A 16235-nucleotide genomic window follows, 5' to 3' on the forward strand; every position below is an offset into this window, starting at 1 on the left:
TGATGAAAGGTACGCCAACCTGACGTGAAAGCAAGATGTGCTCACGTGTTTGTGGCATTGGACCATCTGTAGCAGCAACTACTAAGATAGCGCCGTCCATTTGTGCAGCACCAGTAATCATGTTTTTAACATAATCGGCGTGACCAGGACAATCTACGTGTGCGTAGTGACGAGTTGGTGTGTCATATTCGATGTGAGAAGTATTAATTGTAATACCGCGCTCACGCTCTTCTGGAGCGTTATCGATTTGTGCGAAATCTTTAACTTCACCACCATATACTTTTGACAATACAGCTGAGATAGCTGCTGTAAGAGTAGTTTTACCATGGTCGACGTGACCAATTGTACCCACGTTTACGTGTGGTTTACTACGTTCAAATTTTTCTTTAGCCACGATATATTCCTTTCTTTTCAGAAGTGCTCGATTACGAGCTATATAACAGTTAGTTACGTACTTAACTATTTAAGTACGTGATTCAATAATAGCATTTGCAATGTTTGATGGCGCATCGTCGTACTTTAAAAACTCCATAGAGTATGAAGCACGACCCTGAGTTGCACTACGCAAGTCAGTAGCATAACCAAACATTTCAGAAAGCGGAACAACAGCATGGATAATTTTAACACCACCCAGACCATCATCCATACCTTCAATAATACCGCGACGTCGGTTCAAATCACCCACTACATCGCCCATGTTATTTTCAGGTGTGGTAATTTCCACTTTCATTGTTGGTTCTAGTAACACCGGGTTTGCTTCAAGCGCACCCTTTTTGAAGCCCATTGAACCAGCAATTTTGAAAGCCATCTCATTTGAGTCGACATCATGATATGAGCCGTCAAATAAAGTCACTTTCACATCAAGCATTGGATAACCGGCTAATACGCCGTTATTCATTTGCTCTTGAATACCTTTGTCAACGGATGGGATGAATTCACGTGGAACTGCACCACCAACGATTTCGTTAACAAATTCGTAGCCTTGACCTTCTTCAGAAGGTTCAACTTTCAGCCACACATGGCCAAATTGACCACGTCCACCTGATTGACGTACGAACTTACCTTCCACTTCAACAGCTGAGCGAATTGATTCACGATAAGCAACCTGAGGTTTACCTACGTTGCATTCAACATTAAATTCACGACGCATACGGTCAACGATAATGTCTAAATGTAATTCACCCATACCAGAAATCAATGTTTGAGCTGATTCTGCATCAGTTTCCACTTTAAATGACGGATCTTCAGCTGCTAATTTTTGCAGCGCAATCGCCATTTTATCTTGGTCTGCTTGCGAACGTGGCTCAACGGCAATAGTAATTACAGGTTCTGGAAACTCCATGCGTTCTAAAATCACTTTGTGATCGCTTGCGCAAAGAGTATCTCCTGTTGTCACATCTTTTAAGCCAATTGCCGCGGCAATATCACCAGCACGAACTTCTTTCAGCTCGGTTCGGTCATTTGCATGCATTTGTACGATTCGGCCGACGCGTTCACGTTTCTCTTTAACAGAGTTGTAAACCGCAGCACCCGACTCTAGTACGCCTGAATATACACGGATAAAGGTTAAAGTTCCAACAAATGGATCAGTCGCAATTTTAAACGCTAATGCCGCAAATGGTGCATTATCGTCTGATGGACGTTCGACTTCGTTATCGTTCTCGTCAATCCCTTTAATTGCAGGGACTTCAGTAGGAGCCGGTAAGTAATCGACCACACCATCTAAAACAGCTTGAACACCTTTGTTCTTAAATGCAGAACCACAAGTTGCTAATACTATTTCATTGTTAATTGTGCGCTGACGCAATGCTTGCTTGATCTCTGATTCTGACAGTTCACCTTCTTCAAGGTATTTTTCCATCAACTCATCAGAGGCCTCTGCAGCACTTTCCACGAGATACTCATGCATTTCTTCTGCCTTAGCGAGAAGATCTGCAGGAATTTCTTCATAAGAGAAAGTCGTTCCTTGATCTTTATCAGACCAATTAATTGCTTTCATCTTAATTAAATCAATAACCCCTTTAAAGTTCTCCTCAGCGCCAATATTCAATTGAATAGGGACACAAGTCGCACCTAGGCGGTTACGGATTTGGTCGATGACACTATCAAAGTCTGCACCTGCGCGATCCATTTTATTAACGAATACCATGCGCGGTACCTGATACTTATCAGCTTGACGCCAAACAGTTTCAGATTGTGGCTCGACACCTGATGAGCCGCAGAAGACAACAACTGCACCATCAAGTACTCGAAGCGAACGTTCTACTTCAATAGTAAAGTCAACATGACCAGGGGTATCGATGATATTAATACGATGTTCGGTGAATTGAGCATCCATACCACGCCAGAATGTGGTTACAGCAGCAGATGTGATAGTAATACCACGCTCTTGCTCTTGTACCATCCAGTCAGTGGTAGCGGCGCCGTCATGCACCTCACCGATTTTATGAGACAAACCGGTATAGAACAGAACACGTTCTGTTGTGGTAGTTTTACCTGCATCCACATGAGCAACGATACCGATATTACGATAACGCTCAATTGGGGTTGTACGAGCCACTATTTATACCCTCTCAACTAAAGCTAAAGTGCTTTAGAAAATATCAACAATATGGAGTGGGCTAACGCCCACTCCATCAAATTACCAACGGTAATGAGCAAAGGCTTTGTTAGCTTCAGCCATGCGATGCACGTCTTCACGCTTCTTAACAGCAGTACCTTTGTTTTCAGATGCGTCTAGCATTTCACCAGCTAGACGTAGAGCCATAGATTTTTCACCACGCTTGCGAGCAGCTTCAACTAACCAGCGCATCGCTAGTGCGTTACGACGCACTGGACGAACTTCACATGGTACTTGATAAGTTGAACCACCAACGCGACGAGATTTAACTTCGACTGATGGACGAACATTATCAAGAGCAGCTTCAAGGATGCTTAAATGCTCTTCGCTTTTCTTTTCAGCGACAACATCTAATGCTTGGTAGATAATTTTTTCAGCAGTTGACTTTTTACCGTCAACCATAATGACGTTGATGAACTTAGCCAACAACTCACTTTTGAACTTTGGATCTGGTAGGATTTTACGTTGTCCTACAACGCGACGTCTTGGCATAACAATTCTCCGTATGCTTCAGGTACTTCCAAAACTGGAATTTTTTTAACTAGCTTGGCCTTACTTAAACGGACAAGTTACGACTTAGGACGCTTAGCACCGTACTTAGAACGGCCGTTGCGACGAGCACTTACGCCAGCACAATCTAATGCACCGCGAATAGTGTGGTAACGCACACCAGGTAGATCTTTAACACGACCACCACGGATTAGAATTACACTATGTTCCTGCAAGTTGTGACCTTCACCACCGATGTACGAAGTAACTTCGAAACCGTTAGTTAAGCGAACACGTGCTACTTTACGTAGTGCAGAGTTAGGTTTTTTAGGAGTAGTTGTGTACACACGAGTACAAACTCCACGTTTTTGTGGACACGCATTCAACGCTGGCACGTTAGTCTTTTCGACTTTTGGCGAGCGAGGCTTACGTACCAACTGGTTTACAGTTGCCATGAATAGCTCCGTTCAGTTGAAATATCTCAACAATTTTGTGTGAAAAATCTATATCCCACTATGATGGGACGCGAAAGTTTAGAAAGGTAATGGCCAACTGTCAAGAAATAGACAACTTTTCATGCAATTTCCAATAAAAAAGGCGCCAAAGGCGCCTTTTTTAACATACCATTTACTTTAATCAGCACTTCCGGCTAAGTTAAGTAAGTCAGCTAAGTTCTTCTCTGCTTCACTTGCAGTGATCACTGGCGCTTCTGCATTGTCTGATTTGACATTCGCACGAGCTTCATTACGAGCCGTGTGATATGCATAACCGGTACCAGCTGGGATTAGACGACCAACAATTACGTTTTCTTTCAGACCACGTAATGGATCGCTCTTACCGCCAACAGCAGCTTCGGTTAGTACGCGAGTTGTTTCCTGGAACGATGCAGCTGAGATGAATGATTCAGTAGCCAAAGATGCTTTGGTAATACCTAATAATTCACGCTCAAACTTCGCAGGTGTTTTGCCTTGTGCTTCAAGTTCGCGGTTAGCGATCTTAACGCGGGCAACTTCAGCTTGTTCACCGACTAAGAACTCGGTATCACCAGCATCAGTAATTAAGCACTTACGTAGCATTTGGCGAATAATCACCTCAATGTGCTTATCATTGATTTTTACGCCCTGTAGACGGTAAACGTCTTGAACTTCATCAACAATATAGTTAGCAACATGATGGATACCACGTAAACGTAGGATGTCATGTGCAGCTTCTGGGCCGTCAGCAATAACTTCACCACGTTCAACTTTTTCACCTTCGAACACGTTCAGGTTACGCCATTTAGGGATCATTTCTTCATAATGATCACTACCATCAGCAGGGCTGATGACTAGACGTACTTTACCTTTGGTTTCTTTACCGAATGAGATAGTACCCGAGATTTCAGCAAGGATAGCAGGCTCTTTTGGCTTACGTGCTTCGAACAAGTCAGCAACACGTGGTAGACCACCGGTAATATCGCGAGTTTTAGACGATTCCTGAGGAATACGTGCTAAAGCATCACCAACGTTAATTTGTGCATTATCGTCTTTCGCTACAATCGCGTTACCAGGTAAGAAATACTGCGCAGGTACATCGGTACCCGGGATCATAAGATCGTTGCCATCAGCGTCGATTAGACGGATAGCAGGACGCATTTCTTTACCAGCAGTGCTACGAGCACTTGGGTCAAGTACTACAATCGAAGACAGACCAGTTAGGTCATCTGTTTGACGCGTCATAGTAACGCCTTCAATCATGTCTACGAATTTAACTGAACCGGCAACTTCAGAAATAATTGGGTGAGTATGTGGATCCCAGTTCGCAATAATTGCGCCTGCTGCCACTTCACTGTCTTCCAATACTTCTAAAACAGTACCGTAAGGTACTCTGTAACGCTCTTTTTCACGACCAAGTTCGTCAATGATTGCAAGTTCAGATGAACGAGAAACAATAACTAACTTGTTGTCGATGCTCTTAACGTATTTCGCGTTATGAAGCTTCAGGGTACCTGAGTTCTTAACTTGAACATTGTTTTCAGCAGAGTCACGAGATGCTGCACCACCAATGTGGAAGGTACGCATCGTAAGCTGTGTACCAGGCTCACCAATTGATTGAGCGGCAACAACACCGATAGCTTCACCGTGGTTAATGATATGACCACGAGCCAAGTCACGACCGTAACATGCGGCACAAACACCAAAGTCTGTTTCACATGAAATTACAGAACGTACGATAACTTCATCAACGCTGTGCTCTTCAAGAAGATCACACCATGCTTCGTCAAGTAGCGTATTGCGTGGAGCAAGTACTTTTTCAGTACCAGGCTCAAGTACGTCAATAGCAACAACACGACCAAGAACACGTTCACGAAGAGGCTCTTTAACATCACCACCTTCAATCAACGGCTTCATGGTTAAGCCAGCTTCAGTGCCACAATCATCTTCAATAACAACTAGATCTTGTGCAACGTCAACAAGACGACGAGTTAGGTAACCCGAGTTAGCTGTTTTCAATGCGGTATCGGCAAGACCTTTACGCGCACCGTGAGTAGAGATGAAGTACTGAAGTACGTTTAGACCTTCACGGAAGTTCGCAGTAATTGGGGTTTCGATGATTGAGCCATCTGGCTTAGCCATCAGACCACGCATACCCGCCAACTGACGGATCTGAGCAGCACTACCACGAGCGCCCGAGTCAGCCATCATATAGATGCTGTTAAACGAATCTTGCTCTTCTTCTTCGCCATCACGATTGATAACAACTTCTTTCTTCAAGTTGTCCATCATCGCTTTAGAGATTTTATCGTTGGTACTTGCCCAAATATCGATAACTTTGTTGTAACGCTCACCAGCGGTAACCAGACCTGATTGGAACTGCTCTTGAATTTCAAGCACTTCACGTTCAGCTTCTTCAACTAAAGTGTACTTCTCATCTGGGATAACCATATCGTTGATACCAACAGAGGCACCAGAGATAGTTGCATAACGGAAACCGGTATACATTAATTGGTCAGCAAAGATAACAGTATCTTTTAGGCCTAGCGCACGGTAACAAGTGTTCAATAGTTTCGAGATTTGCTTTTTACCCATGTTCTGGTTAACCAGTTCATACGGTAAGCCTTTAGGCAAGATCTGTGATAACAATGCACGACCGACTGTAGTATCTACAATACGACGGCTTTGAGTCTTTTCACCATTGTCGTCAGTTGAAGTCTCTGTAATACGTACTTTAACGCGTGCATGCAATTCTGCAGCACCTGTTGCGTACGCTTTTTCAACTTCATCAACAGACATAAATGTCATGCCTTCACCACGGCCGTTAATACATTCACGGCTGGTATAGTAAAGACCAAGTACCACGTCTTGAGAAGGCGTGATTACTGGCTCACCATTTGCTGGAGAAAGGATGTTGTTTGTCGACATCATTAACGAGCGAGCTTCTAATTGAGCTTCAAGCGTTAACGGTACGTGCACAGCCATTTGGTCACCATCGAAGTCGGCGTTATATGCCGCACATACTAATGGGTGCAATTGAATAGCTTTACCTTCAATTAGTACCGGCTCAAACGCCTGGATACCAAGTCTATGAAGTGTTGGTGCACGGTTAAGCATAACTGGATGTTCACGAATTACTTCGTCTAAAACATCCCATACTTCTGGCTGTTCGCGTTCAACCATTTTCTTAGCAGCTTTAATCGTAGTAGCTAAACCACGACCTTCTAACTTGCCATAAATGAATGGTTTGAATAGCTCAAGTGCCATCTTCTTAGGAAGACCACACTGGTGCAGACGTAAAGTAGGACCTACGGTAATTACCGAACGGCCTGAATAGTCAACACGCTTACCTAGTAAGTTCTGACGGAAACGACCTTGCTTACCTTTGATCATATCGGCCAAAGATTTAAGCGGACGCTTGTTAGAACCTGTAATAGCACGACCACGACGACCATTATCTAATAGCGCATCAACAGACTCTTGTAACATACGCTTTTCGTTACGTACGATAATGTCTGGCGCAGCTAAGTCTAATAGACGTTTTAGACGGTTGTTACGGTTGATTACACGACGGTAAAGGTCGTTCAAATCAGACGTAGCAAAACGTCCGCCATCTAGTGGTACTAGAGGACGTAAATCAGGTGGTAGAACCGGTAGAACTTTTAAGATCATCCACTCAGGCTTGTTACCTGAAGTGAAGAATGCTTCCATCAGTTTAAGGCGTTTAGTGACCTTTTTACGACGGGTTTCAGAGTTGATTGAAGGCAACTCTTCACGCATTTGTTCGATCTGTTCTTCTAAATCGATTGCACGTAGCAAGTCTAAGACTGCTTCAGCACCCATTTTAGCTTCGAACTCGTCACCGTATTCTTCAAGTGCATCAAGATACGTTTCTTCAGTAAGCATTTGGCCACGTTCAAGACTGGTCATGCCAGGCTCGATCACAACAAATGATTCGAAGTAAAGTACACGTTCGATGTCACGAAGTGTCATATCAAGCATTAAGCCGATACGAGACGGAAGTGATTTCAAGAACCAAATGTGGGCCACTGGGCTTGCAAGATCAATATGACCCATGCGCTCACGACGCACTTTAGTCTGTGTAACTTCAACGCCACACTTCTCACAAATAACACCACGGTGCTTCAAACGCTTGTATTTACCACACAAACATTCGTAATCTTTCACAGGACCGAAAATACGCGCACAGAATAAACCTTCACGTTCAGGTTTAAAGGTACGGTAGTTAATGGTTTCTGGTTTTTTAACTTCACCAAAAGACCAAGAACGGATTAGATCTGGCGAAGCCAAACCAATTTTGATTCCGTTAAATTCTTCAGTCTTGCTTTGCTGTTTAAGAAACTTTAATAAGTCTTTCACGTTTCTCTCCTGAAGGAGTTAAACCAGATGCTTTGCTATTGCAAAGCATCCTTGGTTACCAAACATTGCTTAAGAGCGATGCTTACTCTTGATCCAACTCGATATTAATACCAAGTGAACGAATTTCCTTCAACAATACGTTGAAAGACTCAGGCATGCCTGGGTGCATCTGATGGTTACCGTCGACGATGTTTTTATACATCTGAGTACGACCGTTAACGTCATCTGATTTAACCGTTAGCATTTCCTGAAGAGTATATGCAGCACCGTATGCTTCTAGTGCCCATACTTCCATCTCACCGAAACGCTGACCACCGAATTGAGCTTTACCGCCCAATGGTTGTTGTGTAACTAAGCTGTACGAACCGGTTGAACGGGCGTGCATCTTGTCATCAACTAAATGGTTCAATTTAAGCATGTACATGTAACCAACAGTTACTTTACGCTCAAATTCGTTACCGGTACGGCCGTCACATAATGTTAACTGGCCAGATGAAGGTAAGCCTGCAAGTTCAAGCATTTGCTTGATCTCTTTCTCTTTAGCACCATCGAAAGCTGGCGTAGCAATTGGTATGCCGCCTCTTAGGTTCTTCGCTAGACGTACTACTTCATGGTCGCTAAATGTGTTGATGTCAACTTTCTGAAGAACATCATCACCTAAGTCATAAACCTGTTGAATGTAGCTACGTAGCTCTGCCAATTCGCGTTGCTCTTCAAGCATAGCAGTAATACGATTACCGATACCTTTAGCTGCAGCACCTAAGTGGACTTCTAGTACCTGACCAATGTTCATACGCGATGGTACGCCCAATGGGTTAAGTACGATATCAACTGGATCACCAGTTTCATCGTAAGGCATGTCTTCGATAGGACAAATCTTAGAGATTACACCCTTGTTACCGTGACGACCCGCCATCTTATCACCAGGTTGAATAGTACGTTTAACTGCTAGGTAAACCTTAACAATTTTCAGTACACCAGGTGCTAAGTCATCACCTTGGGTGATCTTACGACGCTTAACTTCAAACTTCTTATCGAAGTCTGCTTTTAGCTCTTCATGTTGCTCAGCTAATTGCTCAAGTTCAGTTTGTTTCGCTTCGTCATCGATAACTTGAATTAATACATCTTTACGCGGTAGCTCTGCTAATTTAGCTTCTGAGAAACCGGTAGATAGTAATAAGTTACGCGCACGGCTCAACACACCTTCTTCAAGGATCTGGAACTCTTCGCCTAAATCTTTGCGAGCTTGGCTAACATGCATCTCTTCAATTTCAAGCGCACGTTTATCTTTTTCGATACCGTCACGAGTGAATACTTGAACGTCGATGATGGTGCCTTTAACAGAGTTAGGTACACGTAAAGAGCTGTCCTTAACATCTGAAGCTTTCTCACCGAAAATTGCACGCAATAGCTTCTCTTCTGGCGTCAGCTGAGTTTCACCTTTAGGTGTCACTTTACCAACTAGAATGTCGCCGCCTTTTACTTCAGCACCAATGTAAACGATACCTGATTCATCTAATTTAGATAAAGCAGACTCACCTACGTTTGGAATATCAGCGGTGATTTCTTCGCTACCAAGTTTCGTATCACGAGCAATACATGAAAGCTCTTGGATATGAATAGTAGTAAAACGATCTTCTTGCGCAACGCGCTCAGAAATCAAGATCGAATCTTCGAAGTTATAACCATTCCACGGCATGAACGCGATACGCATGTTTTGACCAAGAGCCAAATCACCTAAATCGGTTGATGGGCCGTCAGCTAATACATCACCACGTACAATTGGATCACCAACAGAACAACAAGGACGTTGGTTAATACAAGTGTTTTGGTTAGAACGGGTGTACTTAGTTAAGTTGTAGATATCAATACCAGCTTCACCCGGTGTTAACTCTGCTTCATTAACTTTGATAACGATACGGCTAGCATCAACGTAATCAACAACACCACCACGTTTCGCAGCAACAACAACACCAGAATCGACCGCTAAAGTGCGCTCAATACCTGTACCTACTAACGGCTTGTCAGCACGTAAAGTAGGAACCGCTTGACGTTGCATGTTCGCACCCATCAATGCACGGTTAGCATCATCGTGTTCTAGGAACGGAATGAGTGATGCCGCAACAGAAATAATCTGTTGTGGTGATACATCCATATATTGAATGTCAGCAGCACGCATAAAGGTAGATTCACCTTTATGACGACAAGCAACTTGCTCTTCAATGATTCGGCTAGAACCATCTACTTCAATGTTTGCCTGTGCAATAACATAACGACCTTCTTCAATCGCTGACAAGTATTCAACTTCATCAGTAATTACACTATCAACAACCTTACGGTAAGGTGTTTCTAGGAAGCCGTATGAGTTAGTACGCGCGAAACTTGCTAAAGAGTTAATTAGACCAATGTTTGGTCCCTCTGGCGTTTCAATCGGACATAGACGACCATAGTGAGTCGGATGTACGTCACGTACTTCGAAGCCTGCACGCTCACGAGTCAAACCACCTGGGCCTAAAGCAGAAATACGACGCTTATGCGTTACTTCTGAAAGCGGGTTGTTTTGATCCATGAATTGAGAAAGCTGTGAAGAACCAAAGAATTCTTTCACTGCTGCCGAAATAGGCTTCGCATTGATAAGATCTTGTGGCATCAACTCGTTCAAGTCGCCTAAAGATAGACGTTCACGAACAGCACGCTCAACACGAACTAGACCAACACGGAATTGGTTTTCAGCCATTTCGCCAACGCTACGAATACGACGGTTACCAAGATGGTCGATATCATCGACTTCATCGTCACCATTACGGATTTCGATGATTTTCTTCATAACGTGTACGATGTCTTCTTTAGACAATACGCCAGCGCCTTCGTCTTCAGCAATCTCAAGACGACGGTTGAACTTCATACGACCTACTTTAGATAGGTCATAACGTTCTTCACTGAAGAACAAGTTCTGGAATAAGCTTTCAGCAGCATCTTTGGTTGGTGGCTCACCTGGACGCATCATACGGTAGATTTCAACTAATGCTTCTAAGCGGTTAGTTGTAGAATCGATACGTAATGTGTCAGAAATATAAGCACCATGATCAAGATCGTTGATAAACAAAGTATCAACTTCTTTAATGCCTGCTAAAGAAAGTTTAGCAAGGTCTTCAAGGGTGATTTCAGCATTTGCGCTAACAAGTACTTCACCAGTATCTTGATCGATATAATCTTGAGCAGCAAACTTACCAACAATGTAATCTACAGGTACTTCAAGTTCTGTAGTGGCAGTTTTTTCAAGTTGTTTAATGTGACGAGCAGTAATACGACGACCAGTTTCAACAAGTACATTGCCTTCTGAATCTTTAATATCGTAACTTGCAGTTTCACCACGTAAACGGTCTGGCACAAGTGCCATAACAAGAGAGTCTTTCTTAATTTTGAACTGAGTACGTTCAAAGAATAAGTCTAAGATTTCTTGAGTAGAAAACTCAAGTGCACGTAGCATGATAGTCGCAGGTAATTTACGACGACGGTCAATACGTACAAATAAGGCATCTTTTGGATCAAATTCAAAGTCAAGCCATGAACCACGGTAAGGAATAATACGTGCGTTATATAACACTTTACCTGAAGAGTGGGTTTTACCACGGTCATGATCAAAGAATACACCTGGAGAGCGGTGTAACTGAGACACGATAACACGCTCAGTACCATTGATAACAAAAGTACCGTTATCAGTCATTAATGGGATATCACCCATGTAGACTTCTTGTTCTTTAATGTCTTTAACTGTGCCTGGTGCAGCTTCACGGTCATATAACACCATACGCAATTTAACGCGTAATGGAGCTGAATATGTAACACCGCGGATCTGACACTCTTTCACATCAAAAACTGGCTCGCCTAACTTATAACTGACGTATTGCAGTTCAGAGTTGCCAGAAAAGCTCTTGATGGGAAAAACGCTACGGAATGCGGCTTCGAAGCCACGTTCACCCGTAGGATCTTGATCGGTGAACTTCTTAAAAGAGTCTAATTGAATAGACAATAGGTACGGAATATCCAAAACTTTTGGGCGTTTGCCAAAGTCTTTACGAATACGCTTCTTTTCAGAATAGGAGTAAACCATGGGTTTCCTCTACTTACGAGATGTGACCAAGACTGAAATAATACAAAAGATTAAATCAGCACGTTTGCCCATCACCGTTAATGGCAAGAACCTAACCAGTAATCTCTGCTAGGAACTGCTAAAACTGGCGACAAACGGTGAATAAAAAATCGCCTGCGCATATAGCGCAAAAAAGGCCGACGGTTAAAAAACCGCCAGCCTCCGCCCGATTACTCGGGAGGTGGTAAGTTAAAGTATAACTTACTTAACTTCTACTTCAGCGCCAGCAGCAACTAGGTCTGCTTGAAGTGCTTCAGCTTCTTCTTTAGAGATAGCTTCTTTAACTGCAACTGGTGCAGATTCAGCCATCGCTTTAGCTTCTTTCAGGCCAAGACCTGTAGCGCCACGAAGTGCTTTAATAACAGCAACTTTGTTAGCACCGAAAGATGTCATAACAACGTCAAATTCTGTTTGCTCAACAGCAGCGGCAGCATCACCACCACCAGAAACTACTGCAGCTGCAGCAGAAACGCCGAATTTTTCTTCCATTGCTTCGATAAGTTCAACAACTTCCATTACAGACATTTCTGCGAAAGCTTCTAAGATTTGGTCTTTTGTGATAGACATAACAAAAAATTCCTATTGTACTGAATTCAATTTAATTAAGCGGCTAATAAAATATTAAGCTGCTTCTTTTTGATCGCGAAGAGCGGCCAAGGTACGAACAAACTTGCCAGCAGATGCTTCTTTTAGAGTCATCATTAACTGAGCTAGTGCTTCGTCGTAAGTTGGTAATTTCGCTAAACGATCAATATCTGCTGCAGGGATAACTTCCCCTTCAAAGGCTGCTGCTTTAATTTCAAACTTTTCTTGCGTAGCAGCGAAGTCTTTTAATAGACGTGCTGCAGCACCTGGGTGCTCGTTAGAAAAGGCAATTAAAGTAGGACCTGTAAACGTGTCGCTAAGGCACTCAAAATCAGTACCAGCTACAGCGCGTTTAACTAATGTATTACGTACTACACGTATAAATACACCAGCTTCACGAGCTGCTTTACGCAAACCGGTCATATCACCTACAGTTACACCGCGTGAATCGGCAACAACTGCAGATAAAGCACCTTTGGCTGCTTCGTTGACTTCAGCAACAATCGCTTTTTTGTCTTCGAGTCTTAATGCCATTGGCTTTACTCCTGGATTCTACCTAGGGAAATCCCTAGAATTAACCATGTTAAACACAAAGTGTTTAACGACTTACGGTGCAGATTTTCCAGCAGAACAAAATCTATCTGGGGGGTCTGACACCGTCTACGTAGGAAATTAAGTAAGGTTTAATTTACACCTACGGTCTTGGACGGAAATCTATTCAATAAGCGGACTAATAAATTAGTAACACACTTAGAAAATAGACCTCAACCCACAAAGTGCGCGCATTATAGACTAATACGCACGCTTTGTATATTACTTAGCTTCGTCTAAGCTACCTTGATCGATAGTTACGCCTGCACCCATAGTGGTAGAGATAGTAACTTTCTTCAAGTAAACGCCTTTAGCAACTGCAGGCTTAGCCTTTTTCAGTGCCGCTACAAGCGATTCTAAGTTTTCTTTAAGCTGAACTGGTGTGAAATCCACTTTACCGATAGTAGTGTGGATAATACCGTTCTTGTCGTTACGGTAACGAACTTGACCAGCTTTGGCATTTTTAACTGCATCAGCAACGTTAGGCGTTACTGTACCAGTTTTAGGGTTAGGCATTAAACCACGTGGGCCTAAGATTTGACCTAACATACCAACAACGCGCATTGCATCTGGAGATGCGATAACAACGTCAAAGTTCATTTCGCCAGCTTTAACTTGTGCAGCAAGATCTTCCATACCAACAAGTTCTGCACCAGCTTCTTTAGCTGCTTCAGCGTTTGCGCCCTGTGTAAACACAGCAACACGAACTTCACGGCCAGTACCATGTGGTAATACTGTAGCGCCACGAACGTTTTGATCTGATTTACGAGGATCGATACCTAGGTTAACAGCAACGTCAACACTTTCTACGAACTTAGCAGTTGCTAATTCTTTTAATAAAGCAGTAGCTTCATTGATGTCGTAGTTCTTAGTTCCGTCTAATTTTTCACGGATAACGCGCATGCGCTTAGTTAGCTTTGCCATTATATTAGTCCTCTACTACCAAACCCATTGAACGTGCAGTACCTTCAATTGAGCGAGTCATCGCTTCAATATCAGCGCCAGTCATATCAGTAGCTTTTGATTCAGCAATTTCTTGAACTGCGCTACGCTTGATAGTACCAACTTTCTCAGTGTTCGGACGGCCAGAACCAGACTTAAGACCTGCAGCTTTCAATAATAAGAAAGATGCTGGAGGAGTCTTAGTTTCGAACGTGAAAGAACGGTCGTTGTATACAGTGATAACAACAGGAATTGGCATACCTTTTTCGAACTTTTCAGTACGAGCGTTGAATGCTTTACAGAATTCCATGATGTTCACACCTTTTTGACCTAAAGCAGGTCCAACTGGTGGAGACGGGTTTGCAGCACCGGCTGCTACTTGTAGCTTAATATAAGCTTCAATTTTCTTTGCCATGTCGACATATCCTCAGTTTGGGTTCAAACGCGTATCGGCTACATGCCAATATGCTCCCCTTGAAAATTACGGGTGCGAATTATACAAAAATTCGCACCCGCAAACAAATACTATTTGTAGTTAATTTAATCAGCTCTTTTCAACTTGATCGAAATCAAGTTCAACAGGAGTAGAGCGACCGAAGATCATTACTGATACCTTAACGCGGTTCTTGTCGTAATCAACTTCTTCGATAGTGCCATTAAAGTCAGCAAATGGACCATCGTTAACACGAACAACTTCGCCAGGTTCATACATAACGCGATGAGTCGGTGACTCAACTGTGTCTTGTAAACGCTGAAGAATGGCATCCGCTTCTTTGTCTGAAATAGGCGCTGGACGGTCAGATGTACCACCGATAAAGCCCATAACACGTGGAATACTTTTAACTAAATGCCAGCTTTCGTCATTCATTTCCATCTGTACTAATACATAACCTGGAAAGAATTTACGTTCGCTTTTGCGACGCTGACCTGCACGCATTTCAACCACTTCTTCTGTCGGTACTAATACCTCAGCGAAGTAATCTTCCATGTTGTGCATTTTGATGTGTTCAAGCAATGTTTTACACACACGGCCTTCATAGCCCGAGAATGCTTGGATCACATACCATCTTTTTTTAGCTTCTGTTGCTTCAGTCATGTAAATGCCTATACGCCAGTAATTAGGTTAACAACGCGCAAAAGTACCCAGTCGAAACCCCAAAGGATAACGGCTACGACAGCTGTTGCAGCAAGAACAATGAATGTAGTGTTTAGCGCTTCTTGACGCGTAGGCCAAACCACTTTACGAACTTCAATGTGAGCTTCACGAGCAAAAGATAAAGCTTCTTTACCTTTCACAGTTTGCAGTGCAATAAAGCCTGCTAGAACAAAGGCAACAATTACGCCTAAAGCGCGTACCACAACACTGGCTTCGCCATATGCTTGGTTGCCAATAACAGCGGCGGCAATCAATATAACTGCTATGCCCCACTTAACAATATCCAGAGAATTAGTCTGGTTTTCAGTATTTGTTGTCATCGGTTGGTTCCGTTACTCACTAAGAGACCTGAGCTTAAAATTGATAAAGTGTACCATTATCAATCAGTACTTCCGAATTAAGCCACGAAAAGCATCTGCTCAGGGTCAAAAATCGGCCATAGATTGTATTCTTATTCTAGTCAGTTCGCAAGGATGACACTAGAGATCATCAGCAAATCTTACAAAAAATAACAAAAACAAAAAAGGAAGCCGAAGCTTCCTTTTTTTATGTGTTAACTAAAGGCGCTATTAAGCAACGATTTTAGCTACAACACCAGCACCAACAGTACGGCCACCTTCACGGATAGCGAAACGTAAACCGTCATCCATTGCGATTGGGTAGATTAGTGTAACAACCATTTTGATGTTATCACCAGGCATTACCATTTCTACGCCTTCTGGAAGCTCGATAGTACCAGTTACGTCAGTTGTACGGAAGTAGAACTGTGGACGGTAACCTTTGAAGAATGGAGTGTGACGTCCACCTTCTTCTTTCGAAAGTACGTATACTTCTGATTCGAAAGTT

Annotated in this window: 12 protein-coding genes and 1 pseudogene; all 13 read right to left on the reverse strand. The window is 43.0% G+C overall.

Annotated features, from left to right (window positions below; translation table 11 throughout):
• Positions 1-394, reverse strand: a 394-nt coding sequence (locus BM739_RS19350) for a GTP-binding protein (RefSeq protein WP_139326931.1), incomplete at its 3' end; no start/stop codon positions are given.
• A gap of 69 nt (positions 395-463) precedes the next feature.
• On the reverse strand, positions 464-2560 hold the full coding sequence (gene fusA / locus BM739_RS19355; RefSeq protein WP_076543257.1) for an elongation factor G: 2097 nt from the start codon (positions 2558-2560) through the stop codon (positions 464-466).
• Positions 2561-2641: 81 nt separating this feature from the next.
• Positions 2642-3112 carry a 30S ribosomal protein S7 gene (gene rpsG, locus BM739_RS19360; protein WP_076543258.1) on the reverse strand — a complete coding sequence of 157 codons (471 nt, stop codon included), beginning with the start codon at positions 3110-3112 and terminating at the stop codon, positions 2642-2644.
• 77 nt (positions 3113-3189) lie between these two features.
• Positions 3190-3564 carry a 30S ribosomal protein S12 gene (gene rpsL / locus BM739_RS19365; RefSeq protein WP_076543259.1) on the reverse strand — a complete coding sequence of 125 codons (375 nt, stop codon included), beginning with the start codon at positions 3562-3564 and terminating at the stop codon, positions 3190-3192.
• Between the two features lie 177 nt (positions 3565-3741).
• Entirely contained in the window at positions 3742-7962 is a 4221-nt protein-coding gene (rpoC, locus tag BM739_RS19370) for a DNA-directed RNA polymerase subunit beta' (RefSeq protein WP_076543260.1), read from the reverse strand.
• 82 nt (positions 7963-8044) lie between these two features.
• On the reverse strand, positions 8045-12076 hold the full coding sequence (gene rpoB / locus BM739_RS19375; RefSeq protein ID WP_076543261.1) for a DNA-directed RNA polymerase subunit beta: 4032 nt from the start codon (positions 12074-12076) through the stop codon (positions 8045-8047).
• 240 nt (positions 12077-12316) lie between these two features.
• Positions 12317-12682 carry a 50S ribosomal protein L7/L12 gene (gene rplL, locus BM739_RS19380; RefSeq protein WP_076543262.1) on the reverse strand — a complete coding sequence of 122 codons (366 nt, stop codon included), beginning with the start codon at positions 12680-12682 and terminating at the stop codon, positions 12317-12319.
• A gap of 54 nt (positions 12683-12736) precedes the next feature.
• Positions 12737-13234: a 50S ribosomal protein L10 gene (gene rplJ / locus BM739_RS19385; protein ID WP_076543263.1), complete on the reverse strand. Its 498-nt coding sequence runs from the start codon at positions 13232-13234 to the stop codon at positions 12737-12739.
• A gap of 279 nt (positions 13235-13513) precedes the next feature.
• The gene (rplA, locus tag BM739_RS19390) at positions 13514-14215 is read right to left on the reverse strand and encodes a 50S ribosomal protein L1 (RefSeq protein ID WP_076543264.1); all 702 of its coding nucleotides are present in this window, start codon (positions 14213-14215) and stop codon (positions 13514-13516) included.
• 4 nt (positions 14216-14219) lie between these two features.
• Positions 14220-14648 carry a 50S ribosomal protein L11 gene (rplK, locus tag BM739_RS19395; RefSeq protein ID WP_076543265.1) on the reverse strand — a complete coding sequence of 143 codons (429 nt, stop codon included), beginning with the start codon at positions 14646-14648 and terminating at the stop codon, positions 14220-14222.
• 129 nt (positions 14649-14777) lie between these two features.
• Positions 14778-15329 (reverse strand): transcription termination/antitermination protein NusG, encoded by a 552-nt coding sequence (gene nusG / locus BM739_RS19400; RefSeq protein WP_076543266.1) that lies wholly within the window; start codon positions 15327-15329, stop codon positions 14778-14780.
• An 8-nt stretch (positions 15330-15337) separates the two neighbouring features.
• The gene (gene secE / locus BM739_RS19405; protein ID WP_076543267.1) at positions 15338-15709 is read right to left on the reverse strand and encodes a preprotein translocase subunit SecE; all 372 of its coding nucleotides are present in this window, start codon (positions 15707-15709) and stop codon (positions 15338-15340) included.
• 249 nt (positions 15710-15958) lie between these two features.
• A pseudogene (gene tuf, locus BM739_RS19410) lies at positions 15959-16235 on the reverse strand (elongation factor Tu); the annotation flags it as partial.

Origin of the sequence: Shewanella sp. UCD-KL21, from assembly GCF_001957135.1 — a bacterium.
In the GTDB taxonomy this organism is placed as follows: domain Bacteria; phylum Pseudomonadota; class Gammaproteobacteria; order Enterobacterales; family Shewanellaceae; genus Shewanella.

What these genes read in the sequence shown, in the direction of transcription:
- rpsG (WP_076543258.1), bottom strand. Translation starts at nt 3,112, where the DNA reads ATGCCAAGACGTCGCGTTGTAGGACAACGTAAAATCCTACCAGATCCA.
- rpsL (WP_076543259.1), bottom strand. Translation starts at nt 3,564, where the DNA reads ATGGCAACTGTAAACCAGTTGGTACGTAAGCCTCGCTCGCCAAAAGTC.
- rpoB (WP_076543261.1), bottom strand. Translation starts at nt 12,076, where the DNA reads ATGGTTTACTCCTATTCTGAAAAGAAGCGTATTCGTAAAGACTTTGGC.
- rplL (WP_076543262.1), bottom strand. Translation starts at nt 12,682, where the DNA reads ATGTCTATCACAAAAGACCAAATCTTAGAAGCTTTCGCAGAAATGTCT.
- rplJ (WP_076543263.1), bottom strand. Translation starts at nt 13,234, where the DNA reads ATGGCATTAAGACTCGAAGACAAAAAAGCGATTGTTGCTGAAGTCAAC.
- rplA (WP_076543264.1), bottom strand. Translation starts at nt 14,215, where the DNA reads ATGGCAAAGCTAACTAAGCGCATGCGCGTTATCCGTGAAAAATTAGAC.
- rplK (WP_076543265.1), bottom strand. Translation starts at nt 14,648, where the DNA reads ATGGCAAAGAAAATTGAAGCTTATATTAAGCTACAAGTAGCAGCCGGT.
- nusG (WP_076543266.1), bottom strand. Translation starts at nt 15,329, where the DNA reads ATGACTGAAGCAACAGAAGCTAAAAAAAGATGGTATGTGATCCAAGCA.
- secE (WP_076543267.1), bottom strand. Translation starts at nt 15,709, where the DNA reads ATGACAACAAATACTGAAAACCAGACTAATTCTCTGGATATTGTTAAG.